The sequence below is a fragment of the Streptomyces armeniacus genome, assembly GCF_003355155.1.
GTDB lineage: Bacteria > Actinomycetota > Actinomycetes > Streptomycetales > Streptomycetaceae > Streptomyces > Streptomyces armeniacus.
The window spans coordinates 1,484,771-1,510,938 of record NZ_CP031320.1 but is presented as its reverse complement, the minus strand read 5'-3'; the positions used below and the strand labels follow the sequence as shown (position 1 = coordinate 1,510,938).

Below are 26,168 nucleotides of genomic sequence, written 5' to 3'. Positions count from 1 at the left end.
AGCCTACCGGCGGCGGTGCGGACGCGGCGAACCCGTATACGGTACGGGCCAAGTTCGAGACCGTGCGTACGGGCCGCGGTCCCGCCACGCACCCGGGGTACCGAAGGAGACGAGCGGTGGTCAGCAGTGAGCAGCGGCGGAAGCAGCTCGCACGTGAGAAGTTCCAGCGCCAGCTGGAGCGCCGTGCCAGGGCCCGGCGCAGGGCCCGGATCCGGAACGCGGCGATCGCGGCCGGGGTGGTGCTGGCGGTCGGCGCTGTGTCCGCGTATGCCGCGACCGGCGGGCTGAACGGCGACGAGGAGAAGGAGAACGCCGCGGACAAGCCGAGCAACGAGCCCAGCAAGGCGCCGGACCCCTGCGACAAGCCCGCGGAGGGCAAGCCGAACGGCAAGCAGTGGAAGAAGGAACCGAAGCTGACGATCGACAAGTCGGCGGCGTACGCGATGACGCTGAAGACGACCTGCGGCGACATCGGCATCCAGCTGGACGCGGAGAACGCCCCGCACACCGTGAACTCGTTCAAGTTCCTCGCGGATGAAGGGTTCTTCGACCACACCTCCTGTCACCGGCTGACCACGGGCGGTGTCGCCGTGCTGCAGTGCGGCGACCCCACCGGAAAGGGCACCGGCGACCCGGGGTACACCCTGCCGGACGAGAACCTGAAGGACCCGAAGGTCAAGGGCGGCGTCTATCCGGCGGGCACGGTGGCGATGGCCAACACCGGCCAGAAGGACAGCGGCGGCAGCCAGTTCTTCCTCGTGCACAAGGACAGCAAGCTGCCGGCCACGTACACGCCGTTCGGCACCGTCTCCGACTCCGGGATGAAGGTGCTGAAGAAGATCGTCGGCGCGGGCGTCGGCGGCGGCACCCCCGACGGGCCGCCGAACGCGACCGTGGTGATCGACAAGGCCACCGTCAAGGCGGGCTGACCGGATTCCACCGGATCTGATCAGGAGCGGAGTAGCCCGAAGGGGAAAATTTCGACCGCGCTGGATGCGGACAGCGTGGCCGCCGTTCGCCTATCTTGGCCATGACGAAACCTGTGGACGATGCCAGGAGGCCGCAACTCCTCGCTGGACATCATGTGGAGGAGGCGCTGTGAGCAGCGACCGGTGGGGCCGCGTCGACGAGGCGGGGACCGTGTACGTACGCACGGCGGACGGCGAGAAGGTCGTCGGCTCCTGGCAGGCGGGCTCGCCCGATGAGGCTCTGGCCTACTTCGAGCGCAAATACGACGGCCTGGTCGTCGAGATCAGCCTCCTCGAGAAGAGGGTGAAGACCACCGACCTGTCCACGAAGGACGCCAACACCGCCATCGCACACCTGCGTGAGCAGGTCGACGCGCATCACGCCGTCGGCGACCTGGACGCGCTGCGGGAGCGGCTGGACAAGCTGGCCCGCACCATCGAGGAACGCCGCGAGGAGCGCAAGGCGCACAAGGCGAAGCAGACCGAGGAGGCGCACAAGGCCAAGGAGGATCTGGTCGCCGAGGCCGAGCAGCTGGCGCAGAGCGAGCAGTGGCGGGTGGCCGGCGAACGGCTGCGGGCGCTGGTGGACATCTGGAAAGGGCTGCCGCGGCTCGACCGCAAGACGGACGACGAGCTGTGGCACCGCTTCTCGCACGCCCGATCCGCGTTCTCCAAGCGCCGCAAGGCGCACTTCGCGCAGCTGGACGCGCAGCGCGAGGAGGCGCGGCAGCGCAAGGAGAAGCTGGTCGCCGAGGCGGAGTCGCTCTCCGGCTCCCGCGACTGGGGTCCGACCGCCGCCAAGTACCGCGATCTGATGCAGGAGTGGAAGGCGGCCGGGCGGGCGCAGCGGGAGCACGAGGAGGACCTGTGGAGCCGGTTCCGCGGCGCGCAGGACGTCTTCTTCCAGGCGCGCAGCGAGGTGTTCGCGGAGCGGGACAGCGAGCAGCGGGAGAATCTGACTCGTAAGGAGGAGCTCGCCGCCGAGGCGGAGAAGCTGCTCCCGATCACCGATCTGAAGGCGGCGCGGGCCGCGTTCCGGGCGATCAACGAGCGCTGGGACGCGATCGGGCACGTGCCGCGCGACTCGAAGGCGAAGATCGAGGGCCGCGTGCACGCGGTGGAGCGTGCGCTGCAGGAGGCCGAGGAGGCCGAGTGGCGGCGCAGCAACCCGGAGGCGCGGGCCCGCGCGGCCGGTCTGACGGGTCAGCTGCAGGACGCGGTGGACAAGCTGCGGGAGCAGGCCGAGAAGGCGCGCGCCGCCGGGAACACCGCGAAGGCGGCGAAGCTCGAGCAGGAACTGGCGGGCCGTCAGGCGCTGTTGGACCAGGCGCTCAAGGGCCTGGAGGAGTTCGGCGGCTGAGCAGCACCGCCGCGTACGGCCGGCACCCCCGGCGCGTACGGTTCGTACGACCTGTGCCGCGTCACCGCGTTACGGCCTGCGGGCCGAGGTGACGCGGTACACGTCGTATACGCCCTCCACTCCGCGCACCGCCTTCAGCACGTGGCCCAGGTGCTTGGGATCGCCCATCTCGAACGTGAAGCGCGAGGTGGCCACCCGGTCCCGGGAGGTCTGCACGGCCGCCGAGAGGATGTTGACGTGCTGGTCCGACAGCACGCGCGTGACGTCCGAGAGCAGCCGCGACCGGTCCAGCGCCTCGACCTGGATCGCCACCAGGAACACGGACGACTGGGTGGGCGCCCACTCGACCTCGAGGATGCGCTCGGGTTCGCGGGACAGCGAGTCGACGTTGAGGCAGTCGGCCCGGTGCACCGAGACGCCGCTGCCCCGGGTGACGAAGCCGATGATGGGGTCGCCCGGCACCGGCGTACAGCAGCGGGCGAGCTTGACCCACACGTCGTCGACGCCCTTGACGACGACGCCCGGGTCGGCGTTCTGGCGGCGCTTGCCCTTGCTGAGCGGCGGGGTGGTCTCGGCGATGTCCTCGTTGGCCGCGTCCTCGCCGCCGAGGGCGTGGACCAGCTTCTGCACGATGTTCTGCGCCGTGACATGGCCCTCGCCGATGGCGGCGTAGAGCGCGGAGATGTCCGGGTAGCGCATCTCGTGGGCAAGGGTGACGAGGGAGTCGCCGGTGAGGATGCGCTGGATCGGCAGGTTCTGCTTGCGCATCGCACGGGCGATCGCGTCCTTGCCGTGCTCGATGGCCTCGTCGCGGCGCTCGCGGGTGAACCAGGCGCGGATCTTGTTGCGGGCGCGCGGTGACTTGACGAAGCTCAGCCAGTCCCGGGAGGGGCCCGCGCCGGACGCCTTGGAGGTGAAGACCTCGACCAGGTCGCCGTTGTCGAGGGTCGATTCGAGCGGTACGAGCCGCCCGTTGACGCGGGCGCCGATCGTACGGTGGCCGACCTCCGTGTGCACCGCGTACGCGAAGTCCACCGGGGTCGCGCCGGCCGGCAGCGCTATGACGTCGCCCTTCGGCGTGAAGACGAAGACCTCGTTGCGGGAGAGGTCGAAGCGGAGCGACTCCAGGAACTCGCCCGGGTCCTCGGTCTCCTTCTGCCAGTCCAGCAGCTGGCGCAGCCACGCCATGTCGTTGAACGTGTCCTGGTCGGCGCCCTTGCCCGCCTTCTTCGGCACGTCGGAACGCACCTTGGACGCCCCGGCCACCGCCTCCTGCTTGTACTTCCAGTGCGCGGCGATGCCGTACTCCGCGCGGCGGTGCATGTCGAAGGTGCGGATCTGCAGCTCGACGGGCTTGCCGCTGGGCCCGATGACCGTCGTGTGCAGCGACTGGTACATGTTGAACTTGGGCATCGCGATGTAGTCCTTGAACCGCCCCGGCACCGGGTTCCAGCGGGCGTGTACGGTGCCCAGCGCCGCGTAGCAGTCACGGACGGTGTCGACGAGGACGCGGATGCCCACCAGGTCGTAGATCTCGGCGAAGTCGCGGCCGCGCACGATCATCTTCTGGTAGACGCTGTAGTAGTGCTTCGGGCGGCCGGTGACGGTGGCCTTGATACGGGCGCCGCGCAGGTCCGACTGCACCTCGTCGGTGACGACGGCCAGATACTCGTCCCGCTTCGGGGCGCGCTCCGCGACGAGCCGCACGATCTCGTCGTACATCTTGGGGTAGAGGATCGCGAACGCGAGGTCCTCCAGCTCCCACTTGATGGTGTTCATGCCCAGTCGGTGCGCGAGCGGGGCGTAGATCTCCAGCGTCTCGCGGGCCTTCTGCTCCTGCTTCTCCCGCTTGAGGTAGCGCATCGTGCGCATGTTGTGCAGCCGGTCCGCGAGCTTGATCACCAGCACCCGCGGGTCCTTGGCCATCGCCACGACCATCTTGCGTACGGTCTCGGCCTGCGCGGCCTCGCCGAACTTCACCTTGTCCAGCTTGGTCACGCCGTCGACCAGCAGCGCCACCGCGTCGCCGAAGTCGCGGCGCAGGGTGTCCAGGCCGTACTCGGTGTCCTCCACCGTGTCGTGCAGCAGGCCCGCCATGAGCGTGGCCGGATCCATGCCGAGCTCGGCGAGGATGGTGGTGACGGCGAGCGGGTGCGTGATGTACGGGTCGCCGCTCTTCCGCTTCTGGCCGCGGTGCCAGCGCTCTGCGACCTGGTACGCGCGCTCGATCTGGCGCAGCGTGGACGACTCGATCTTGGGGTCGTTGCCGCGCACTATCCGCAGCAGCGGCTCCAGGACCGGGTTGAACGGGCTGGAGCGCTGCACGCCGAGACGGGCCAGCCGGGCCCGTACGCGGTTGGAGGACCCGGAGCGGCCCGAGACACCGGAGATGGGGCGGGCCGAGGAGCCGTCCTGGTCCGCGCCGTTCTCGGCGGCGGGCGGCGCGGGCGGCGCCGAGGGGGCAGGCGGGGTCTCCGGGGCGGGCCGGTGCGTGACGGGCCCCGCCGCGCCGCCGCCCTCCGGCGGCTTCGGCTCGCGGGTGCTGCCGCTCCTGTCGGGCGCCGCGCCGGACCCGGCGGCGCCGGGCTCGGTCTGCCGGCGCTGTGCGGCGGCGAGCGGCTGGGCCTCGTCTGGCAAGTGCACTCCTCGTTGGACCCCAGGTCGGACTGCCATGGTAGCGACCTCGCCGCGGCGAGCCCCGGCCACGGCAGAACGGCCGGGAAAACGGCGACGGCCGGTCCCCCGGAAAATACCGGGTGACCGGCCGTCGTACGGGCCCTGTCTTCAGACTGTGACGTGCGGTACAGCCGCGGCGTACAGCGTCAGACCGTGACCAGTGCTTCCAGCGGTGCGTCCTTCAGCGCGGGCTCCAGCCGGGCGCGGCCGCCCAGGAAACCGAGCTCCAGCAGCACCGCGACGCCCGCGACCTGCGCCCCCGCGCGCCGGACGAGCTGCAGGGACGCCTCGGCGGTGCCGCCGGTGGCGAGCACGTCGTCGATGACCAGGACCCGGTCGGCGTCGCTGACGTCCTCGGCGTGCACCTCCATCTCGGCGGTGCCGTACTCGAGCTCGTACGACTGCGAGAGCGTCGCGCCCGGCAGCTTGCCCGCCTTGCGTACGGGGATGAAGCCGAGGCCCGCGCGGACGGCGGCCGGCGCGGCCAGGATGAAGCCGCGCGCCTCCAGGCCGACGACCTTGGTCGCGCCGTGCCGTACGCAGAGCGCCGCCAGGGTGTCCGTGAGCGCGGAGAACGCCTCCGGGTCGGCGAGCAGCGGCGTGATGTCCTTGAACATCACGCCCGGCTTCGGGTAGTCCGCCACGTCACGGATACGGCTGAGCAGCAGCTCGCGTACGCCGTCGGACACGGTGTGGGTGTCGGTCACGGGGCTACCTCCGCTTGCCGGACGGGCGGCCTCGGCCGCGGTTACGGGTGGCGGGCTGCTGACGCTGCTGCCGCTGGGAACGTTCCGACCGCTGGGAACCGACGGCGGCGGCCGCCGGCACGCCTGCGTCCTCAGGTTCGTCCGGGTCGTCGTCAGCGGCCTCTCCGGCCGCCGTGTCGTCCTCCGGCTCCGGCTCGCCGCGGGCCGCGGCCTTGGCGCGGCGGGCCCGCACCCGGCGGTCGTGGTCCCTGATCTTGGGCTCGCGCAGCTTCAGGTCGGTGGTGACCGGAGTGGCGATCATGATCGAGGAGAACGTCCCCGCGGTGAGACCGATGAACAGCGACAGCGCGATGTCCTTGAGCATGCCTCCGGCGAGCAGGCCGCTGCCGATGAACAGCAGCGCGGCCACCGGCAGCAGGGCCACCACCGAGGTGTTGACGGAACGGACGACCGTGGCGTTGATGCCGAGGTTGGCCAGCTCTCCGTAGGTGTGGCGGTCCTGCTTGGTGACGTTCTTGGTCTTCTCCTTGACCTTGTCGAAGACGACCACGGTGTCGTACAGCGAGTACCCGAGGATGGTCAGCATGCCCACCACGGTGCCGGGGGTCACTTCGAAGCCGACCAGCGCGTAGACGCCGACGGTGACCGCCAGGTCGTGGAGGAGCGCGACCAGGGCCGCCACCGCCATCCGCCACTCGAAGGCGAGGGCGAGATAGACACTCACCAGGACCAGGAAGACGATCAGTCCCTGGATGGCCTTGTCCGTCATCTGGTCGCCCCAACTGGGCCCGACCAGTTCCGCGTTGACCTTCTGGGAGCTCACGCCGAGCTCTTTCGCCAGCGCGTCGCGGGTCTCTCCGGACTCCTCCGTCTCCAGGTCGGTGACCTGGATGCGGAGGGCCCCGCTGCCCAGCTCCTGGACGCGGGCGTCGCGCCCGGAGGTGTCCTCGGCGACCTGCCGCGCGTCCTCCTGCGACACCTTGGTCGGCGGCGTGGTGAACACGGCTCCGCCCTGGAACTCGATGCCCATGTAGAGCCCGCGGAAGCCGAGCCCGAGCAGGGAGACGATCACGAAACAGAGCGTGATGCCGTACCAGAGCTTCCGCTTGCCTACGAAGTCGTAGCTCGTCTCTCCGCGGTACAGCTTCGCGCCGAGTGTGCCGAGTCGGGACATCTCAGGCCTCCTTCGTCTCGGAGGAGCCGGCTGCCGGACGGCGGCGGCCGCGCAGCGGAGGCCGGGATCCGAGCCGCTTGGGGTCGAGTCCGGACCATGGATGACCGTTGGCGAACATCTTCTTGCGCCCCAGGATCATCATCATCGGTTTCGTCAGCAGGAAGACGATCGCCAGGTCCACCACCGTCGTCAGGCCCAGCACGAAGGCGAAGCCCTGCACCGATCCGATGGACACGATGAACAGCACCACGGCGGCGATGACGGAGACCACGTCGGAGACCACGATGGTCCGGCGGGCGTGCGGCCAGGCCCGCGCGATGGCGGGCCGCACCGTGCGCCCTTCGCGGATCTCGTCTCTCACTCTCTCGAAGTAGACGATGAACGAGTCCGCAGTGATTCCGATGGCCACGATGGCCCCGCAGATGGCCGGGAGACTCAGCGCGAAGCCGATGGCGGTGCCCAGCAGGGTCATGATCGTATACGTCAGGATGGCGGCGACCACCAGGCTGGAGACGGCGACCAGACCGAGCAGCCGGTAGTAGAAGACCAGATACACGACCACGAGCGCCAGCCCGATGCCGCCCGCGATGAGCCCGGCCTTCAGCTGCTCGGCACCCAGCGTGGGCGAGATGGTGGTGACGTTGCCCTCTTCGAAGGTGAGCGGCAGCGCGCCGTACGACAGGATGTTGGCCAGGTCCTCGGCGGACTGCTGGTTGAAGTTCCCGGAGATCTCGGCGTCGCCGACGAGCCGCTCGCTGACACTGGGGGCGGAGACGACCTCGCCGTCCAGGACGATCGCGAACTGGTTCTGCGGCTGCTGCTTCTGGGCGAGCTCGCTGGTGATGTTGCCGAACGCCTTGCTGCCCTTGTCGTCGAACGACATCTGGACGATCCAGCCCTGGCCGCGGGTCTGGTCGAGGGCGGCGTTGGCGTCGCTGACGTTCTTGCCCTCCACGGCGACCGGCCCGAGCACGTACTTGATCGGCTGCTCGCCGTCACAAGTGACCACGGGCTGGCCGTCCTTGCGCTGCGCCGCCTCACGACTGGCCTTGGCCCGGGCCTCCTTGGTGGAGCAGTCGAGACTCTCGAACTGCTTCTGCAGGCTGGCCGGCACGCCCTCGGGCGCGGGAGCGGTCGGAGTGGGAGCCGGGGCGGGCGGTTCGGACGCGTTGCCGGAGCCCGTGGGGGTCGGCTTCGGCGCCTTCTTGCCGTCCGTGGCTGCCTTCAGGCCGTCCGTGACAGCGCGGCCCTGGGGGGTGCCGCCGTCCGGCGAGGGGGTGGAAGTGGCCTTCTCGTCACCCGCGCCCTTCTTCCCGCCGTCCTGCTTCTTCCCGGAGTCGCTGGGCTTGGGCTTGGGCTGGTCCTGCGCGTAGGTCAGTACGGGCCGGAAGTTCAGCTGGGCCGTCGTGCCGACCTGCTCCCGCGCCTGCTTCTCGTTGGTGCCCTTGGGGATGTTGACGACGATGTTCTCGTCGCCCTGGGTCCGGACCTCCGCCTCCGAGACACCGAGACCGTTCACACGCCGCTCGATGATGCCGACGGCCGTGTTCATGTTCGTCTGGTTGATCGCGTCGGCCTCGCCCGGCTGGTTCCGGGCCGTGAGTGTGATGCTCGTGCCGCCCGCAAGGTCGATGCCAAGGCGGGGCGTGTTGTTCCCGGAGAGGAGCATTCCCCCGCCGAGCGCAACAATGACGAGCAACAGAACCAGCAGGGAGCGCCCCGGCTTCCCCTGGGCACCTGTGGGCCTGCGGCCCTTCTTCGGTGCTGCCACCTTCTCGTATCTCCTGTCCAACCGCCCGCGCCGGACCCGTCGTACCGGATCATCGCCGCGCGGCACGCGAAGTGGGTGTACGGGTGCCTCTCGCCGCCGGGCCGCGTGTCACGGTCCGGCGGCGCGGACGCTACTTGGAGCCGGAGCCACCTCGGCGCTTGGCGTTCTTGGGCTCCGCAGCCTCGTCGTCCTTGGCCCCGTCGGTCTCGTCCTCGGCGTCCGCGTCGGTCTTCGCGTCCGCCCGGACGTCGGTCTCGTCCTCGTCGTGCTCGTCGTCCTCGTCCTCGTGGTCCTCGGCCTCCGCGCGATCCGCGTCGGCCGCCGGGGACTTGCCGAGGTCGATCTTCCCATCCCCGGCCGCCTCTTCGTCGGCGGCGGTCAGCTCGGACACGTCATCGGGCACGATCGGGGCATCGTCGGACTTGAGGTCGACGGGCTCGCCGTTGATGATGCGGTCGAACTCGTCCTCCTCGAGGACGGCGCCGATGGCGTTCTTGGCGTAGAGGGCGTGCATGCCCGGAGCGACCTCGAGAAGCACCGCGTCATCGCGGATCTCCTTGACGGTGGCGTACATGCCCCCGATCGTCCTGACACCGGTGCCGGGCTGCATCTGGTCGCGCATCTGGGCGGCCTTCTGCTGCTTCTTCTTGGCGGACCGGGTCATCAGGAACATGGCCCCGATGAGCACGATGAAGGGGAGGAGAGTCACGATATTCACGGCGGAAGAATTTCCTTCGCACGACCGCGTCTCAGCGGCCTGGATTCGGGGTGGGCTGCCGTCCGGGGCGGACGACGTCGGCGGAGTCTAAGCGAGCTGTCGCCGATGGAACAACGTCAAGCATGGCACTGAGGTTCCTGCCCCCGCGAGTCCCGCACCGTCACGCTCCGAACAAACCCTGCTGCCCCGCGCCCCCGGGCGCCCCCGGCGGCGGCTGCGGCGGCGTGAGCCCCAGGTGGGCCCAGGCGGCGGGAGTGGCGACGCGGCCACGCGGAGTGCGCGCCAGCAGACCCTCCCGTACGAGGAAGGGCTCGGCGACCTCCTCCACGGTCTCCCGCTCCTCCCCCACCGCGACGGCCAGCGTGGACAGCCCGACGGGGCCGCCGCCGAACAGCTTGAGCAGCGCGGTCAGCACCCCGCGGTCGAGCCGGTCGAGGCCGCGCTCGTCCACCTCGTACACCGCCAGCGCCCGGGACGCGATCTCGCGGGTGATCACGCCGTCCGCCTTGACCTGCGCGTAGTCGCGGACGCGGCGCAGCAGGCGGTTGGCGATACGGGGGGTGCCGCGCGAGCGGCCGGCGATCTCGGTGGCGCCCTCGGCGTCCGTCTCGACGTCCAGCAGGCGGGCGGAGCGGTGGATGACCTGCTCGAGCTCGGCCGGTTCGTAGAACTCCATGTGCGCGGTGAAGCCGAAGCGGTCGCGCAGCGGCGGCGGCAGCAGCCCGGCCCGGGTGGTCGCGCCGACCAGGGTGAACGGCGGCAGCTCCAGCGGGATGGCGGTGGCGCCGGGGCCCTTGCCGACGATCACGTCGACGCGGAAGTCCTCCATCGCCATGTACAGCATCTCCTCGGCAGGCCGGGACATCCGGTGGATCTCGTCGAGGAAGAGGACCTCGCCGTCCTGCAGCGAGGAGAGGATCGCCGCGAGGTCGCCGGCGTGCTGGATGGCTGGGCCGGAGGTGATGCGGATGGGCGCCGCCATCTCGGCCGCGATGATCATGGACAGGGTGGTCTTTCCCAGCCCGGGCGCCCCGGACAGCAGCACGTGGTCGGCGGCGGCGCCGCGCGTACGGGCCGCCCGCAGCACCAGGTCCAGCTGCTCTCTGACCTTGGCCTGTCCGACGAACTCCCGCAGGTCCTTCGGGCGCAGCGCCGCCTCGACGGCCTGGTCCTCGCCGTCGGCGGCGGAGCCGACGAGGCGCTCCTCGCCGTCGGCGGCGGTCTCGGTGGTGTCGTCCCAGTTCATGAGGTCAGCCTCGGGTCGTGGTGCGTTGGGCGTTGCGTGCGGCGGGGTCGTACGGCGCGTGCGTACGGCGGCTGTGTACGGCCGGCGGCGCCGCTCAGCGCGCGCGGTTCAGCGACTGGAGCGCGGCGCGCAGGAGTTGGGCGACCGGAGGCGTGCCCCCGTCGGCGGCGGCCGCCTCCGCCTGCGGCGCGACGGCGGCCACGGCCTCCTCGGCCTCGCGCGCCGCGTACCCCAGCCCGAGCAGGGCGGACAGCAGCTGCTCCTGCCACGAGGCGGGGCCGGTGGCGGCGGGGCGGCGCGCGCCCTGCGGGATGCCGGTGCCCAGCGGCTCGCCGAGCCGGTCCTTGAGCTCCAGCAGCAGCTTCTGCGCGCCCTTCTTGCCGATGCCCGGCACGGCGGTCAGCGCCTTCTCGTCGCCCAGGGAGACCGCGCGCCGCAGCGCGTCCGGGCTGTGCACGGCCAGCATGGCCTGGGCGAGCCGGGGCCCCACGCCGCTGGCGGTCTGGAGGAGTTCGAACGTCTGCCGCTCGTCGTCGTCCGCGAAGCCGTAGAGCGTGAGCGAGTCCTCCCGTACGACCAGCGAGGTGGCGAGCTTGGCGTGCTGGCCGACGCGCAGCCCGGAGAGGGTGTCCGGGGTGCACTGGACGGCCATGCCGACGCCGCCGACCTCGACCACGGCGGTGTCCGGGGCGAGGGCGGCGACCGGCCCGGAGACGAAGGCGATCATGGGGTACGGCCTTTCGGTGAGCCTGGAGTCCCGCTCGGGGTGCCTGGGTTCGCGCTCGGGGTGCCCCCGGGTTTCCGGCCCGCTGTGGCCGGTCTCCCGCCGGGGCGGGGCCCGTTGGCGACGGCGGCGTGCGCCTGCTGGAGCCGGTTGAGCGCGGGGGCGCGCCAGATGTGGCAGATGGCCAGGGCCAGCGCGTCGGCCGCGTCGGCGGGCCGGGGCGGCGCGTCGAGCCGCAGCAGCCGCGTCACCATGGCGCCGACCTGGGCCTTGCCGGCCCGGCCCGTGCCCGTCACGGCGGCCTTGACCTCGCTGGGCGTGTGCAGCGCGACGGGCAGCCCGCGGCGCGCCGCGCACAGCATGGCGACGGCGCTGGCCTGCGCCGTGCCCATCACGGTGCTGACGTTGTGCTGGCTGAACACCCGCTCCACGGCGACGACTTCGGGCCGGTACGTGTCCAGCCACTCGTCCATGCCGCGCTCGATGAGGACGAGGCGCTCGGCGATGTCGGCGTCCGCGGTCGTCCGCACGACGCCGACCGCCGTCATCCGCAGCGGACGCCCGGCGGCGCCCTCGACGACGCCGATGCCGCAGCGGGTCAGCCCGGGGTCAACACCCAGCACGCGCACGGCGCCTCCCCTCGTCCCGTACGGCCGGACCTCCGCGTGGCCGGCCGCTGCCCGTTGTTCCCGCAGGCTAGCCGCCGGCACTGACAACGCCGACGGGCCGCGCGGAAGAAGGCGTACGGGCGTGCCTCAGGCGTCGACCTTCGCCATGACCTCGTCGGAGACGTCGAAGTTGGCGAAGACGTTCTGCACGTCGTCGCTGTCCTCCAGCGCGTCGATCAGCTTGAAGATCTTGCGCGCGCCTTCCTCGTCCAGCTCGACCTGCACGCTGGGCACGAAGTTGTTGTCGGCCGACTCGTAGTCGATGCCCGCGTCGACGAGGGCGGTGCGGACCGCGACCAGGTCGGTGGCCTCGCTGATCACCTCGAAGTTCTCACCGAGGTCGTTGACGTCCTCGACGCCCGCGTCGAGGACGGCGCCCAGCACGTCGTCCTCGCTCAGCTCGCCCTTGGGCACGATGACGACGCCCTTGCGGTTGAAGAGGTACGAGACGGAGCCGGGGTCGGCCATCGAGCCGCCGTTACGGGTCATGGCGACCCGTACGTCGGAGGCGGCGCGGTTCCGGTTGTCGGTGAGGCACTCGATCAGGACGGCGACACCGTTGGGGCCGTAGCCCTCGTACATGATGGTCTCGTAGTCGGCGCCGCCCGCCTCGAGTCCGGCGCCGCGCTTGACCGCGCTGTCGATGTTCTTGTTCGGGACCGAGTTCTTCTTCGCCTTCTGGATCGCGTCGTAGAGCGTGGGGTTGCCGTCGGGGTCGGCACCTCCCGTACGCGCCGCGACCTCCACGTTCTTGATCAGCTTCGCGAAGAGCTTGCCGCGCTTGGCATCGATCACGGCCTTCTTGTGCTTGGTGGTTGCCCACTTAGAGTGGCCGGACACAGCCTCGCTCCTTCGATGTCACCGACAGATCCACGGATTGTGCTCGGGTCAGATCCTACCGTCCGCAGGTCAGCCCTCCGCGCGCACCATCTGGACAAACGCCCCGTGCACCCGGTGGTCACCGGTCAGTTCGGGGTGGAAGGACGTGGCGAGCAGCCGGCCCTGGCGTACGGCGACCGGATGGCCGTCGTACCGCGCGAGGATACGCACCCCCGCGCCCGTCGACTCCACCCACGGTGCGCGGATGAACACGCCCTCGACCGGGCCGCCCTCGACGTCCGCCATGTCGAGGGACGCCTCGAACGACTCGTTCTGCCGCCCGAACGCGTTCCGGCGCACGATCATGTCGATGCCGCCGACCGTCTCCTGGCCGGAGCGGGGGTCGAGGATCTTGTCCGCGAGCATGATCATGCCCGCGCAGGAGCCGTACGCGGGCATGCCCGCCCGTACCCGCTCGCGCAGCGGCTCCAGCAGCCCGAAGGCCGTGGCCAGCTTGGAGATGGTGGTGGACTCGCCGCCGGGTATGACCAGCCCGTCGACCGCCGCCAGCTCCTCGGGGCGGCGCACCGTACGCGCTTCCGCGCCGGCGCCCGCGAGCGCGGCGAAGTGCTCACGGACGTCGCCCTGAAGCGCCAGGACGCCGATTACGGGGTTGCTCACGTTCACCTCTCGTCACGTGCGGAGGCGGCCCGCCGGACCGGCGGGCCGCCTGCGGAGGACTCGTTCACCAGCCGCGCGAGGCGTACCGCTCGGACTCCGGCAGGGTGTCGCAGTTGATGCCGACCATGGCCTCGCCGAGGCCGCGCGACGCGTCCGCGATGACCTTGGGGTCGTCGTAGAAGGTGGTGGCCTTCACGATGGCGGCGGCACGCTTCGCCGGGTCACCGGACTTGAAGATGCCCGAGCCGACGAACACGCCCTCCGCGCCCAGCTGCCGCATCAGCGCGGCGTCGGCGGGGGTGGCGACGCCGCCCGCGGAGAACAGCACGACGGGCAGCTTGCCCAGCTCGGCGACCTCGCGGACCAGCTCGTACGGGGCGCGCAGCTCCTTGGCGGCGGCGTACAGCTCGTGGTTGTCCAGCGTCTTGAGCCGGCCGATCTCGGCCTTGATCTGCCGCATGTGGCGGACGGCCTCGACAACGTTCCCCGTACCGGCCTCGCCCTTGGAACGGATCATGGCCGCGCCCTCGGAGATCCGCCGCAGGGCCTCGCCGAGGTTGGTGGCGCCGCAGACGAACGGGGTGGTGAAGGACCACTTGTCGCTGTGGTTGACCTCGTCGGCCGGGGTCAGCACCTCGGACTCGTCGATGTAGTCGACGCCCAGCGCCTGGAGCAGCTGCGCCTCGACGAAGTGGCCGATCCGGGACTTGGCCATCACCGGGATCGAGACGGCCCCGATGATCCCGTCGATCATGTCGGGGTCGGACATGCGCGCGACGCCGCCGTCCTTGCGGATGTCGGCCGGGACCCGCTCCAGCGCCATGACCGCGACGGCGCCGGCGTCCTCGGCGATCTTCGCCTCCTCCGGCGTGACGACGTCCATGATCACGCCGCCCTTGAGCTGCTCGGCCATGCCGCGCTTGACGCGCGCGGTGCCCGTCTCGGGGGTGCTGCCGGGAGCGGCCTGGGACGAGGCAGGGGAAGTGCTGGACACGGTTTGACCTCACTCGACGGAAAAAGTGTGACAGGACCAATGGTAGGCCCGTGTCTTCACACTCCCCGATGCGGGCGGTCCGCGGAAAGGGCCAATCCGCGTGCGGTGGCCTGGTACGTGGCCCTTCCCGCCGCGGCTTCGGCGGCGCCGTGCCCGTACGTCGGGCCCCGGCGGGGCGCCGCACCCGCCTTACGGCGCCGCGCTGTTGGTCCGGTCGGCCAGTACGCCGGGCGGCTCGTCGTCCATCTCGAACGCCAGCGGCGAAGGCGCGTGCCCCGCCAGCCGGAACCAGCGCACCGTACGGTGCCGCCGCAGCGCGCGGGCCGCCCGTACGGAGTCGTTGTGGAAGCGCCGCGCCATCGGCACCCGCCGTACGGCCGCGCCGAGTTCGGCCGCCGTGTCCGCGCCGCCCGGCGCCGCCCGTACGGCCTCCAGCTGGCCCGGCTCGGCGAACACCGCGCGCAGCGACTGGCTCAGCTCGCTCTCCGCGACCTCCCGCTGCTCCTCCGCGGCCTGCCGGGCGTGGTGCGCGGCCTGGTAGAGCACCATCGAGGCGGCCGGGTCGAGGACGCCGGCGGTGGCCAGCTCCTGTGCGATGGAGGCGCGGCGCAGCAGTTGGGCGTCCAGCGCGGCCCTGGCCGCGTCGATACGGGAGTGCAGCCGGTCCAGCCGGCCGGCCGTCCAGCTGAGGTAGACGGCGACCAGCAGGAGTGCGACGGCGATCCAGATGAGGGTGGTCATGGTGATCAGCTGTCCTTTGCCGGAACGTCCGGTGGGCGCCGGGCCGGAACGCGCGGTTCCTCCGCGCGCATTCTCGCCCGGCCGGTCACTCCCGTGCCGCCAGGCCGAACCGGGCGCGCAGGCCGGTGCGTTCGTCGGGGGCGACGGAGGTGGCGCCGTCGGTCACGGTCTCGTAGACGGAGAGGATGTCCGCGCCGACCGTGGACCAGTCGAAGCGCCGCACGTGCCGCCGGCCGCGCTCGCGCAGCTCCGCGCGCCGCGCGGGGTCGCCGAGCAGTCCGACGGCGGCGTCGGCCAGGGCGTCGGGGTCGCCGCCCGCGAACAGCTGGCCGGCCTCGCCGCCGTCCAGCACCTGCGCGAACGCGTCCAGGTCGCTGGCGAGCACCGGGGCGCCGGAGGACATCGCCTCCACCAGGATTATGCCGAAGGACTCGCCGCCGGTGTTGGGCGCGACGTACAGGTCCACGCTGCGCAGCAGCCGCGCCTTGTCCTCGTCGCTGACCATGCCGAGGAACTCCACCCTGCCGCGCAGCTCGGCCGGCAGCCCGGCGACGGCCTCCTCCTCGTCGCCGCGCCCCGCCACCAGCAGCCGCGTGCCGGGCAGCGCCTCCAGAATCCGCGGGAGTGCCTTGATCAGTACCGGAAGTCCCTTGCGGGGCTCGTCGATACGGCCGATGAAGCCGATCGTCCCGTCCTGCCACTCGCGCTTGGGCGCGGCCTCCGCGAAGAAGCCGACGTCGACGCCGTTCGGGATCACCACGGCGTCGCCGCCCAGATGCTCGACGAACGTGCGGCGGGCGTACTCGCTCACCGCGATGCGCGCGCTGATCTTCTCCAGGGCGGGCTGCAGGATCGGGTACGCCGCGATCATCGCCCGCGACCGCGGGTTGGAGGTGTGGAAGGTGGCGACGATCGGGCCCTGCGCCGCCCAGCAGGCCAGCAGCGCCAGGGACGGCGTGGCGGGCTCGTGGATGTGCAGCACGTCGAAGTCCCCGTCGTGCACCCAGCGGCGTACGCGGGCGGCGGACAGGAAGCCGAAGTTGAGCCGCGCGACCGAGCCGTTGTACGGCACGGGCACGGCGCGGCCGGCGGACACCACGTACCACGGGAGCGGCGTCTCGTCGTCGGACGGCGCCAGCACGGAGACGTCGTGCCCCTCCCGTACGAGGTGCTCCGACAGGTCGCGGATGTGCAGCTGGACGCCCCCGGGAACGTCCCAGGAGTACGGGCAGACGATCCCGATCCTCAACGGAGCTCCTCACCTGGGCCGAGGTCGGAGACCCAGAACCGCTGCAGCATGTGCCAGTCCTCCGGGTGCTCGGCGATCCCGGAGGCGAAGACGTCCGCCATGGCCTGCGTCATGACCTGTGCCTTCTCCCGGCGGGTGCCCAGTTCGGGCACCTCCACCGGCGGGTACACCCGGCCCTTCAGCACCGGCGTGTCGTCGAACCACAGCGTCACCGGGAGCAGCATCGCCCCGGTCTGCTGGGCCAGCATGGCGGGTCCGCCGGGCATACGGGCCGTGTCTCCGAAGAATTTCACCTCGAGCCCCGAGGTGGACAGGTCGCGGTCGGCCACCAGGCAGACGAGTCCGCCCGCCCGCAGCCGCCGGGCGAGGGTGCCGAAGGCGGCGCCGCCCTCGTGCGGCAGCACCTCCATGCCGAGGCTCTCGCGGTACGCGACGAAGCGGTCGTACAGCGACTCCGGCTTCAGCCGCTCCGCGACCGTGGTGAACGGCGTCCGCAGTCGGGTGGTCAGCCAGGCGGCGGCGAGGTCCCAGTTGCCGAGGTGCGGGAGGGCGAGGATGACGCCCCGGTCGGAGGCGATGCCGTCGGTCAGCCGGTGGACGTCGTGGATGACGACGCGTTCGGCGATCAGTTCGTCGCTCCACACGGGCAGCCGGAAGGACTCCATCCAGTACCGCAGGTACGAGCGCATGCCCGCCCGTGAGAGCTCCGCGAGCCGCTCCGGTGAGGCGTCCGGCACGACGCGGGCGAGGTTCCGCTCCAGCTGTACGACGCCCTTGCCGCGGCGCTTCCAGGCGGTGTCGGCGATGCGCCGCCCGAGGCGTACGGCGGTGGGCTCGGGCAGCCGTTTCACGCCGCCCCAGCCGAGGGCGTACAGCGAGTCGGTCAGCCGGTCCCGCACCGTGGGACCGGCCGACTCACCGGCACCGCTCGTCCGCGCCCGGGCCATCACGCCTCGCTTCCCTGCCCCTGCCCGGTGCTGCTGCCCTGCTCCTGCCCGGTCGCCGCGTCCGCATCCCCGGCGCCGGCCGGATCCGCGTCCTTACGGGCCGCCGCGTCCGTGCCCGTACGGGCCGCCCCGTCCGCTTCCGTACGGGCCGCCGCGTCCGCCGCGTCCGCCTCCGCCGACTCGCGCCGTACGGTCACCACGCGCTGCCCGAGGGTGACCAGCGAGCCGACGGCGACGGCCCACAGGGCGATCGGCAGCAGCCACTCGATGTACGGGACGCCGAACTTGTGCAGCCCGGCGAAGCCGGCCGCGACGAGCGTGTAGACGAGGCGTTCGGCGCGTTCCACCAGCCCGTTCACCCGCACAGGCAGCCCGATGCTCTCGCCGCGCGCCTTCGTGTACGACACCACCTGGCCGCTGGCCAGGCAGAACAGCGTGACCGCGCAGAGGACGAGATCGTCGCCGCCGCCCGCGTACCAGAGCGCCAGCCCGGAGAAGATCGCCGCGTCCGCGACCCGGTCCAGCGTGGAGTCCAGGAAGGCGCCCCAGCGGCTGGAGCGGCCCAGTTGGCGCGCCATGTTCCCGTCCACCAGGTCCGAGAACACGAAGAGGGTGATCACGACGGTGCCCCAGAAGAACTCGCCCCTGGGGTAGAAGGCCAGCGCGCCCGCCATCACTCCGCCCGTGCCGGCGAGTGTGACCGCGTCCGGGCTCACGCCGAGACGCAGCAGCAGGGTGGCGAACGGTGTGAGAACACGCGTGAAGAAAGCACGCGCGTACTTGTTCAGCATGGCCTTCCCGGAGGGTCGAAAACGTAACCGGGCGGCCGAGATGCCGCCGGGGGGTGACCATCGTAGTCAGGCGCCGCCGGTCGGTCCGCGCGGGCAGGGCACCCTGCGCGACGTATGGACGATCGGTGACACCGGTGGAAAGCTCGAACGTACCGCGGTTTTCGCGACCCCAGTCCAGCAGGTGTCGACCGGAAGGCGGGACACGATGGGCGACAAGGCGAGCACACACCCCGGAGCCGCCGGCAGGGCACAAACGGCCGACCGGCCCGCATCCATTCGGAACGTGGTACTGGTCGGCCACAGCGGATCCGGAAAGACCACCCTGGTCGAGGCGCTGGCACAGGCCTCGGGAGCGGTGAGCCGGGCGGGCCGGGTGGAGGACGGGGGGTGCCTGTCCGACTACGACGAGATCGAACACCGGCAGCAACGCTCGGTGCAGCTGTCACTGGTGCCGGTGGAGTACAACGGCATCAAGATCAATCTACTGGACACCCCCGGATACGCCGATTTCGTCGGGGAGTTGAGGGCCGGTCTGCGGGCAGCGGACGCGGCCCTCTTCGTCGTCTCGGCGGCGGACGGCGTGGACGGCGCGACCAAACTGGTGTGGGAGGAGTGCGCGTCCGTGGGGATGCCGCGCGCGCTGGTCGTCACCCATTTGGAGGCGGCGCGAGCGGACTTCGACGAGATGACGGCGGTCTGCCAGCGGGTCTTCGGCGGCGACGACCCCGACGCCGTGGTCCCGCTGTACCTGCCGCTGTACGGCGACGAGGGCCCCGACGGGCACGCGCCCGTGGCCGGCCTGATCGGACTGCTGTCACAGCGGGTGTTCGACTACTCGCAGGGCGCGCGGAAGGACCGCGACCCCGACCCGGAGCATCTGCCGCTGATCGAGGAGGCCCGTAACCGGCTCATCGAGGGGATCATCGCCGAGAGCGAGGACGAGTCCCTGATGGACCGCTATCTGGGCGGCGAGGAGTGCGACGTCAAGACGCTCGTCACGGACCTGGAGAAGGCCGTCGCGCGCGGCGTCTTCCATCCCGTGCTCGCCGCCGCGCCGGCCGGCGAGGGAGCGAAGCAGGGGCTCGGCACCGTGGAGCTGCTGGAGCTGATCACCGGCGGCTTCCCGACGCCCGAGGAGCGCGAGATCCCCGCCGTCACCACCCCGCAGGGCGCCCCGCGCCCGCCGCTGGCCTGCGATCCGGAGGGACCACTCGCCGCCGAGGTCGTGAAGACGTCCTCCGACCCGTACGTCGGCCGGATCTCGCTCGTACGGGTCTTCTCCGGCACGCTGCGGCCCGACGAGACGGTCCATGTCTCCGGGCACGGGCTGGAGGACCGCGGGCACGAGGACCACGACGTGGACGAGCGCGTCGGCGCCCTCTCCGCCCCGTTCGGCAAGCAGCAGCGCGCGCTGGCCCGTGCCATCGCGGGCGACATGGCCTGCGTGGCGAAGCTGAGCCGCGCGGAGACCGGGGACACGCTTTCGGCCAAGGCCGGTCCGCTGCTGATGGAGCCGTGGGACATGCCGGACCCGCTGCTGCCGATCGCCATCCAGGCGCACAGCAAGGCGGACGAGGACAAGCTGTCGCAGGGCCTCTCCCGGCTCGTGGCCGAGGACCCGACGATGCGGCTCGAGCAGAACCCGGACACCCGCCAGGTGGTCCTGTGGTGCCTGGGCGAGGCGCACGTGGACGTGGCTCTGGAGCGGCTGCGCACCCGTTACGGCGTACAGGTGGACGCGGTGCCGCACCGCGTACCGCTGCGCGAGACCTTCGCCGCACGGGCCGCGGGGCGCGGCCGGCACGTCAAGCAGTCCGGCGGGCACGGCCAGTTCGCCATCTGCGAGATCACGGTGGAGCCGCTGCCGGGCGGTTCCGGAATCGAGTTCGTCGACAAGGTCGTGGGCGGCGCGGTGCCGCGGCAGTTCATCCCGTCCGTGGAGAAGGGGGTGCGCGCGCAGGCGGCGAAGGGCGTCGCCGCCGGGTACCCGCTGGAGGACGTACGGGTCACCCTGCTCGACGGCAAGGCGCACTCCGTGGACTCCTCCGACGCCGCGTTCCAGACGGCGGGGGCGCTCGCGCTCCGCGAGTGCGCCGCCCAGACGCAGATCCAACTCCTGGAACCGGTCGCCGAGATCGGGGTGACCGTCGCCGAGGAGTACGTCGGGCAGGTGATGAGCGACCTGTCCGGGCGGCGCGGCCGCGTCGTCGGCACGGAGCAGACGGACGACGGCAACACCCGCGTACGGGCGGAGATCCCGGAGATCGAGATCAGCCGGTACGCGGTGGACCTGCGCTCGCTGTCGCACGGTACCGGCCGGTTCTCCCGCGCGTACGCGCGCCACGAGCCGATGCCGCAGCACCTCGCCGACAAGATCCGCGAGGAGGCCGGAAACGGAGGTTGAGCCGGGCCGTACGGGACTAGGCTGGTAGGTCACGGACAACGGGTGTGCCGACCACGGCTGTTGGGAACAACTCCGGGGTCGGCACACTGCCTGCCGGACGCGGTACGACGGCGTCGTGCGGCGCCGGCGGCGTGGTTTCGGCAGCGATCCGGCCGGCCGGATCGCATGGTTCAGTCCCGGCAGCCGCCGGGATGCGACAGCAGGTGGGGGCAGCGTGGCGGGGTTCGACGGCGGCAGCGCGGAGGGGACGGAGTTCGACTTCAGTCCGGGCGCCGAGATCCCCCTCTCCGGCTCGGCGGGCCAGACCGCGGCGAGCAACGCCCTGGCCTCGGCGGCGTACCGCGACGGTCCGGTCGAGGACCTCATCAAGGCGAACGAGGAAGCGAAGCAGAAGCCGCCCAAGCTGTCCCTCTTCGAGCCGAATCTCGGCGAGGCCTTCTCGCGCGCCGTGCAGACGCGCCTGCTCGGCGGCGCGCGCAAGCCGCTGATCCAGTCGTTCGGCACCGAGCCGCAGGCGGTCGTGGAGCACTGCCTCGCCGCGAACCGCATCCGCAAGGCCCGCGACACCCGGCTCACCGTCGTGATGGTGATCTTCGGGCTGCTTTTCCTGCCCGGCGTCCTGCTGTGGCTGCTCACGTTCCAGCTGCGCCGCAGCATCGCGGGCGCGCAGGACAAGCGGGTCGGCGCGTTCGGGATGGCCGCGCTGGTGGCGGTCGGCGTGCTCGCGGTCCTCTTCCTGATCAAGCTGCCGTACGGCGGCCTCCTCGGCCTCTATCTGCGCAGCATGGTGGTCGTGCCGATCGTCGGCTGGCTGTGGGCGAAGCGGATCTGCGAGCAGTACGCGAAGGACCTGCGGGCCCGCTGGGAGTCGCTGCTGGCGGGCGGCGGCATCGGAGCGAAGATCCCCGAGGCCGTGCCGCGCGACCCGGGCGACGCGGGCGCCGAGCGCATCCGCCTCGGCCTTGCCAAGCTGGGCGCCGAGCAGGCGAGCAACCTCGTCTACTACGCGGGCCCGAAGGGCATACTCGGCATGGGCACCCGCTGGGGCAGCTGGCAGCTGGCCGAGGAGCTGGTGCCGGCGGACCCGGGCGGCGACATCAACCCGTTCCGCAGCTGGGACGTCGTAAAGGCGATCCACGACCAGCTGCGGATGCTGGAGCGCGGGCCGCTGCACACCGGCGGCTTCCCGGTGCCGGGGATACAGCACTGGATCGTCTCCCCCGTCGGCGAGGGCGCGAAGGAGGTCTCCCGGCCGGAGGGCCAGGAGGTCGAGGGGTACCGCATCCGGGACTTCGAGGTGCAGCGGATCTGCAACGAGCAGCAGTTCGGCAGCGGCAACCGGCACTATCTGGGCGTGCAGTTCGTGCTCTGGGACGGCCAGTTGGTGATCACACTGCTGATCAGCGTGACGGTGCTGCACCACACGCTGCGGGTGGAGGTCACCGGGCACGCGCTGGGGCCCGTGCACCCGCTGTTCACGTCGAAGCCGAAGGCGAAGACCAAGGAGGTCTCCAAGAGCGTCAAGTTCTGGGAGACCAAGGAGATCACGCTGCCGCTCGTGGAGGCACGTGAGGTCGTACGCCTCGCCGCGCGCGCCCCCTTCACCTGGTTCCCGCCGGTGCTGGACTTCCTGGGCGGCAAGCTGTCGCTGCCGGAGCCGTTCGGGCTGCGGCACGCGTGGGCGGACAAGCCGTGGCGGCACCGCTTCATGGCGGACGACGCGCTGCGCGCGGCGACGCCGGTGCTGCGGGTCGTGCACTCGGCGGCGATCCGGGTGCTGGAGGAGAACGGCTGCGTCACCGACCAGTTCGGCGCCCGTTCGCAGGTGCTCAGCGGGATGGTGCAGGGCGCCGAGCCGGGCAAGTCGGACGCGTACGACGCCTGACGCGGACGCCCGTACGGACAGCGGGGGCGGCGGGCCCGTACGGAGGCCCGGCGGCCCGTCGTACGGGCGCCTGGCGGCGCTGTGCCCCGCCGTCAGCCCTTCGGCCAGACCTCGGCCAGCATGGCCCGGGTGTCCGCCAGCAGCTGCGGCAGGATCTTGGTGTGGCCCACCACCGGCATGAAGTTGGTGTCGCCGCCCCACCGCGGCACCACGTGCTGGTGCAGGTGCGCGGCGATGCCGGCGCCCGCGTCGGCGCCCTGGTTCATGCCGATGTTGAACCCGTGCGCCCCGGAAGCGGTGCGCAGCGCCGTCATCGCCCGCTTGGTGAACTCCGCGAGCTCGGCGGTCTCCTCGGCGTCCAGCTCGGTGTAGTCCGCGACGTGCCGGAAGGGCACGACCATCAGATGCCCGCCGTTGTACGGATAGAGGTTGAGAACCGCGTACACGCGTGTGCCGCGGGCCAGGATCAGCCCGTCCTCGTCGCTCTTGGTGGGGATGGTGCAGAACGGGCAGCCGTCGCCCGAGCCGGGTCCGCTCGGCTTGTTCTCCCCCTGGATGTACGCCATCCGGTGGGGCGTCCACAGACGCTGGAACGCGTCCGGCGCCCCCACCCCGATCTGCTGCTCCGGCTGCTCGCTCGTCATACGGGCCAGCATATGGCGCGGGCCCCGGGTACCGCCCCGGGGCCCCGCCCGCTACCGGCCCGGAGCCGGCGGCCGCCTCAGACCTGGACCCGCCGCTGCACCGCGTCCAGCACCTCGGCGATCGCCTCGGCGCGCGGGATGCCGTTCTTCTGCGTGCCGTCGCGGTAGCGGAAGCTCACCGCGTCGTTCGCGATGTCTTCGTCACCCGCGATGACCATGAACGGGACCTTGGTCTTCTGCGCGTTCCTGATCTTCTTCTGCATCCGGTCCGAGGACGAGTCGACCTCCATCCGCAGCCCCTGCCGCTTCGCCTCCGCCGCGAAGTCCTGCAGATACGGCACGTGGTCGTCGCCGATCGGGATGCCGACCGCCTGCACCGGGGCCAGCCAGGCGGGGAACGCCCCCGCGTAGTGCTCCAGCAGCACCGCGAAGAACCGCTCGATCGAGCCGAACAGCGCGCGGTGGATCACCACGGGCCGCTGCCGCGAGCCGTCGGCCGCGGTGTACTGCAGGTCGAAGCGCTCCGGCATGTTGAAGTCCACCTGGATCGTGGACATCTGCCAGGTCCGCCCGATGGCGTCCTTCGCCTGTACGGAGATCTTCGGCCCGTAGAACGCGGCGCCGCCCGGGTCCATCACCAGCTCCAGGCCCTGCTTGCCGGCCGCCTGGCGCAGCGCCTCGGTGGACTCCTCCCACACCTCGTCCGTGCCGACGAACTTCTCCGGGTCCTTGGTGGACAGCTCCAGATAGAAGTCGTCGAGGCCGTAGTCGCGCAGCAGGTTCAGCACGAAGGTGAGCAGCGAGTCGAGCTCGCCGGCCATCTGCTCCCGGCTGCAGTAGATGTGCGAGTCGTCCTGGGTGAAGCCCCGGGCCCGGGTGAGGCCGTGCACGACGCCGGACTTCTCGTAGCGGTAGACCGTCCCGAACTCGAAGAGGCGCAGCGGGAGTTCGCGGTACGAGCGGCCGCGCGCGTCGAAGATCAGGTGGTGCATCGGGCAGTTCATGGGCTTCAGGTAGTAGTCCTGGCCCTCGTCGAGCTGCATGGGCGGATACATGCCGTCGGCGTACCAGTCCAGGTGCCCGGACTTCTCGAACAGCGCGCTCTTGGTGGCGTGCGGGGTGTAGACGAACTCGTAGTCCGCCTCCTCGTGCCGCCGCCGCGAGTAGTCCTCCATGACCCGCCGGATGACGCCGCCCTTGGGGTGGAACACCGCGAGTCCGGAGCCGATCTCCTCGGGGATGGAGAACAGGTCCAGCTCGTTGCCGAGCCTCCGGTGGTCGCGCTTCTCCGCCTCCGCCAGGAACTCCAGATGCGCCTTCAGCTCGTCCTTGGTCGGCCAGGCGGTGCCGTAGATCCGCTGCAGTTGCTTGTTCTTCTCGCTCCCCCGCCAGTACGCGGCGGCGCTGCGCATCAGCTTGAACGCGGGGATGGCGCGGGTGGTCGGCAGGTGCGGACCACGGCACAGGTCCTTCCAGCACAGCTCGCCGGTCTTCGCGTCGAGGTTGTCGTAGATGGTCAGCTCGCCGGCGCCGACCTCGGCGGAGGCGCCCTCGGCGGCTTCCGCGGCCACGCCCTTGAGGCCGATGAGCTCCAGCTTGTACGGCTCGTCCGCCAGCTCCTCGCGAGCGTCGTCGTCGCCGGTGACCCGGCGGGAGAAACGCTGGCCGCGCTTCTGGATCTCCTGCATCTTCTTCTCGACGCGCTTCAGGTCGTCCGGGGTGAACGGCTCGGCGACGTCGAAGTCGTAGTAGAAACCGTCCCTGATGGGCGGCCCGATGCCCAGCTTGGCCTCCGGGAACAGCTCCTGCACGGCCTGCGCCATCACGTGCGCGGTGGAGTGCCGGAGGATGTCCAGCCCGTCCTGGCTGCCGATCCCGACCGGTTCGACCTCGTCGCCGTCCGCGAGCTCGTACGCGAGGTCCCGCAGCTGCCCGGCGACCCGCGCGGCGACGACCGAGCGGTCGCCCTCGAACAGGGCCGCCGCCGTGGTGCCCGTGGTCACCACGCGTTCTTCCCGCTCGGAATCGCGTTGGATGATCACACGGACGTCTGCCACCGGTTTCTCCTGACACTCTGACGGGGACGCGCGGCCGAAACCGCCGCGCAGCTGGAATCGTACCGAGAGCGGTCCCCTCTCCGCGAAACGGTTTGCCGGCGGTTGGCCGCGCACGCGGTGCGGTATCACCTGGCGAGGGGCGTCAGCAGCCGTACGGGGCGGTCCTGGCGGCGCGGAGCGGACATCCGGGGAAGTGGGCCATGGGGTGCTGGTACGAGGGGCCGCTCGCCGCGTTCGACACGGAGACCACCGGTGTCGACACCGAACGGGACCGGATCGTCGCCGCCGCCCTCGTCGTACAGGCCGGCGCCGGGCAGCCCCCACAGATCCGCCGCTGGCTGGTGGACCCGGGGATTCCGGTGCCGGGCCCGGCGGCGCGGGTGCACGGGCTGAGCGCGGAGCATCTGCGGGCGCACGGGCGGCCTCCCGGCCCCGTGGTGGAGGAGCTGGCGCGGGCCCTGGCCGGGCAGGCTGCCGCGGGGGTACCGCTGGTGGTGATGAACGCACCGTTCGATCTGACGCTGCTGGACCGCGAGTTGAAGCGGCACCGCGCCGCGTCCCTCACCGGCCACCTGGGCCGCTTCTCCCTCTGCGTGCTCGACCCGCTCGTCCTGGACAAGCAGCTGGACCGGCACCGCGAGGGCCGCCGTACGCTCGCCCGCCTGTGCGCGGCCTACGACGTGCCGCTGGCGGCACCGCACGACGCGGCGAGCGACGCGGCGGCGGCGCTGGGCGTCGTACGGGCCCTGGGCCGCCGGTACGCTCCGCGGCTCTCCCGGCTCAGCCCGGCGCAGCTGCACACGCTGCAGGCGGTCTGGTACGCGGCGGCGGCGCGCGGCCTGACGGCGTGGTTCGCGCCCGCGGTCCCGGGGCATCCGGTCGACCCGGCGTGGCCGCTGCGCCCCGGACTCCCCGCCGCGGCGTGACGAGGCTGCCGGACGCCG

Annotated in this window: 22 protein-coding genes; 5 read left to right on the top strand and 17 right to left on the bottom strand. The window is 71.4% G+C overall.

The window, feature by feature from the left end:
* Positions 1-116: 116 nt before the first annotated feature.
* Positions 117-929, top strand: coding sequence for a peptidylprolyl isomerase (locus DVA86_RS06635; RefSeq protein WP_208876532.1), 813 nt, complete (start codon positions 117-119; stop codon positions 927-929).
* A gap of 169 nt (positions 930-1,098) precedes the next feature.
* Positions 1,099-2,328: a DUF349 domain-containing protein gene (locus tag DVA86_RS06630; protein WP_208876530.1), complete on the top strand. Its 1,230-nt coding sequence runs from the start codon at positions 1,099-1,101 to the stop codon at positions 2,326-2,328.
* Positions 2,329-2,397: 69 nt separating this feature from the next.
* Here the strand turns inward: DVA86_RS06630 and DVA86_RS06625 are convergent, their stop codons facing one another.
* The 15 genes from DVA86_RS06625 to pgsA all read right to left on the bottom strand — a co-directional run bounded on the left by DVA86_RS06625 (position 2,398) and on the right by pgsA (position 18,234).
* On the bottom strand, positions 2,398-4,965 hold the full coding sequence (locus DVA86_RS06625; RefSeq protein WP_208876528.1) for a RelA/SpoT family protein: 2,568 nt from the start codon (positions 4,963-4,965) through the stop codon (positions 2,398-2,400).
* Positions 4,966-5,150: 185 nt separating this feature from the next.
* On the bottom strand, positions 5,151-5,693 hold the full coding sequence (locus DVA86_RS06620) for an adenine phosphoribosyltransferase (RefSeq protein WP_208884450.1): 543 nt from the start codon (positions 5,691-5,693) through the stop codon (positions 5,151-5,153).
* Between the two features lie 22 nt (positions 5,694-5,715).
* Positions 5,716-6,885, bottom strand: coding sequence for a protein translocase subunit SecF (gene secF / locus DVA86_RS06615; RefSeq protein WP_208876526.1), 1,170 nt, complete (start codon positions 6,883-6,885; stop codon positions 5,716-5,718).
* Between the two features lies 1 nt (position 6,886).
* The gene (gene secD / locus DVA86_RS06610; protein ID WP_208876525.1) at positions 6,887-8,656 is read right to left on the bottom strand and encodes a protein translocase subunit SecD; all 1,770 of its coding nucleotides are present in this window, start codon (positions 8,654-8,656) and stop codon (positions 6,887-6,889) included.
* A 130-nt stretch (positions 8,657-8,786) separates the two neighbouring features.
* Positions 8,787-9,374 (bottom strand): preprotein translocase subunit YajC, encoded by a 588-nt coding sequence (yajC, locus tag DVA86_RS06605; protein ID WP_208876524.1) that lies wholly within the window; start codon positions 9,372-9,374, stop codon positions 8,787-8,789.
* Positions 9,375-9,534: 160 nt separating this feature from the next.
* On the bottom strand, positions 9,535-10,620 hold the full coding sequence (gene ruvB / locus DVA86_RS06600; RefSeq protein ID WP_208876523.1) for a Holliday junction branch migration DNA helicase RuvB: 1,086 nt from the start codon (positions 10,618-10,620) through the stop codon (positions 9,535-9,537).
* Between the two features lie 94 nt (positions 10,621-10,714).
* Positions 10,715-11,347, bottom strand: a complete 633-nt coding sequence (gene ruvA / locus DVA86_RS06595; protein WP_208876522.1) for a Holliday junction branch migration protein RuvA — start codon at positions 11,345-11,347, stop codon at positions 10,715-10,717.
* A complete protein-coding gene (gene ruvC / locus DVA86_RS06590) occupies positions 11,344-11,973 on the bottom strand; it encodes a crossover junction endodeoxyribonuclease RuvC (protein ID WP_208876521.1) in 630 nt (209 codons plus the stop codon). The genes ruvA and ruvC overlap by 4 nt, the downstream gene beginning before the upstream one ends.
* Before the next feature lie 126 nt (positions 11,974-12,099).
* Positions 12,100-12,852 (bottom strand): YebC/PmpR family DNA-binding transcriptional regulator, encoded by a 753-nt coding sequence (locus tag DVA86_RS06585; RefSeq protein ID WP_208876520.1) that lies wholly within the window; start codon positions 12,850-12,852, stop codon positions 12,100-12,102.
* A 69-nt stretch (positions 12,853-12,921) separates the two neighbouring features.
* Positions 12,922-13,512, bottom strand: coding sequence for a pyridoxal 5'-phosphate synthase glutaminase subunit PdxT (gene pdxT, locus DVA86_RS06580; protein ID WP_208876519.1), 591 nt, complete (start codon positions 13,510-13,512; stop codon positions 12,922-12,924).
* Between the two features lie 64 nt (positions 13,513-13,576).
* Entirely contained in the window at positions 13,577-14,506 is a 930-nt protein-coding gene (pdxS, locus tag DVA86_RS06575; RefSeq protein ID WP_208876518.1) for a pyridoxal 5'-phosphate synthase lyase subunit PdxS, read from the bottom strand.
* 189 nt (positions 14,507-14,695) lie between these two features.
* Positions 14,696-15,247: a hypothetical protein gene (locus DVA86_RS06570; RefSeq protein ID WP_208876517.1), complete on the bottom strand. Its 552-nt coding sequence runs from the start codon at positions 15,245-15,247 to the stop codon at positions 14,696-14,698.
* A gap of 85 nt (positions 15,248-15,332) precedes the next feature.
* Positions 15,333-16,496, bottom strand: coding sequence for a glycosyltransferase family 4 protein (locus tag DVA86_RS06565; RefSeq protein ID WP_208876516.1), 1,164 nt, complete (start codon positions 16,494-16,496; stop codon positions 15,333-15,335).
* The gene (locus DVA86_RS06560) at positions 16,493-17,443 is read right to left on the bottom strand and encodes a phosphatidylinositol mannoside acyltransferase (protein WP_208876515.1); all 951 of its coding nucleotides are present in this window, start codon (positions 17,441-17,443) and stop codon (positions 16,493-16,495) included. The genes DVA86_RS06565 and DVA86_RS06560 overlap by 4 nt, the downstream gene beginning before the upstream one ends.
* On the bottom strand, positions 17,443-18,234 hold the full coding sequence (gene pgsA / locus DVA86_RS06555) for a phosphatidylinositol phosphate synthase (protein WP_208876513.1): 792 nt from the start codon (positions 18,232-18,234) through the stop codon (positions 17,443-17,445). Before pgsA ends, DVA86_RS06560 begins: the two co-directional genes overlap by 1 nt.
* Positions 18,235-18,439: 205 nt before the next feature.
* On the opposite strand from pgsA, the gene DVA86_RS06550 reads away from it, so the two are divergent.
* The gene (locus DVA86_RS06550) at positions 18,440-20,638 is read left to right on the top strand and encodes an elongation factor G-like protein EF-G2 (RefSeq protein WP_208876512.1); all 2,199 of its coding nucleotides are present in this window, start codon (positions 18,440-18,442) and stop codon (positions 20,636-20,638) included.
* Between the two features lie 214 nt (positions 20,639-20,852).
* Positions 20,853-22,523: a hypothetical protein gene (locus DVA86_RS06545; RefSeq protein ID WP_208876511.1), complete on the top strand. Its 1,671-nt coding sequence runs from the start codon at positions 20,853-20,855 to the stop codon at positions 22,521-22,523.
* A 92-nt stretch (positions 22,524-22,615) separates the two neighbouring features.
* Here DVA86_RS06545 and DVA86_RS06540 read toward each other — a convergent pair whose 3' ends face one another.
* Together DVA86_RS06540 and thrS are read right to left on the bottom strand one after the other, a co-directional pair.
* Positions 22,616-23,179 (bottom strand): HIT family protein, encoded by a 564-nt coding sequence (locus tag DVA86_RS06540; protein WP_208876509.1) that lies wholly within the window; start codon positions 23,177-23,179, stop codon positions 22,616-22,618.
* 65 nt (positions 23,180-23,244) lie between these two features.
* Entirely contained in the window at positions 23,245-25,224 is a 1,980-nt protein-coding gene (gene thrS, locus DVA86_RS06535) for a threonine--tRNA ligase (RefSeq protein ID WP_208876504.1), read from the bottom strand.
* A gap of 200 nt (positions 25,225-25,424) precedes the next feature.
* On the opposite strand from thrS, the gene DVA86_RS06530 reads away from it, so the two are divergent.
* Complete coding sequence (locus DVA86_RS06530) at positions 25,425-26,150, top strand: exonuclease domain-containing protein (protein ID WP_208876502.1); 726 nt, start codon at positions 25,425-25,427, stop codon at positions 26,148-26,150.
* Positions 26,151-26,168 lie beyond the last annotated feature (18 nt).

What these genes read in the sequence shown, in the direction of transcription:
- secF (WP_208876526.1), bottom strand. Translation starts at nt 6,885, where the DNA reads ATGTCCCGACTCGGCACACTCGGCGCGAAGCTGTACCGCGGAGAGACG.
- DVA86_RS06540 (WP_208876509.1), bottom strand. Translation starts at nt 23,179, where the DNA reads ATGCTGGCCCGTATGACGAGCGAGCAGCCGGAGCAGCAGATCGGGGTG.
- ruvB (WP_208876523.1), bottom strand. Translation starts at nt 10,620, where the DNA reads ATGAACTGGGACGACACCACCGAGACCGCCGCCGACGGCGAGGAGCGC.
- DVA86_RS06570 (WP_208876517.1), bottom strand. Translation starts at nt 15,247, where the DNA reads ATGACCACCCTCATCTGGATCGCCGTCGCACTCCTGCTGGTCGCCGTC.
- DVA86_RS06550 (WP_208876512.1), top strand. Translation starts at nt 18,440, where the DNA reads ATGGGCGACAAGGCGAGCACACACCCCGGAGCCGCCGGCAGGGCACAA.
- ruvA (WP_208876522.1), bottom strand. Translation starts at nt 11,347, where the DNA reads ATGATCGCCTTCGTCTCCGGGCCGGTCGCCGCCCTCGCCCCGGACACC.
- pgsA (WP_208876513.1), bottom strand. Translation starts at nt 18,234, where the DNA reads ATGCTGAACAAGTACGCGCGTGCTTTCTTCACGCGTGTTCTCACACCG.
- DVA86_RS06530 (WP_208876502.1), top strand. Translation starts at nt 25,425, where the DNA reads ATGGGGTGCTGGTACGAGGGGCCGCTCGCCGCGTTCGACACGGAGACC.
- DVA86_RS06560 (WP_208876515.1), bottom strand. Translation starts at nt 17,443, where the DNA reads ATGGCCCGGGCGCGGACGAGCGGTGCCGGTGAGTCGGCCGGTCCCACG.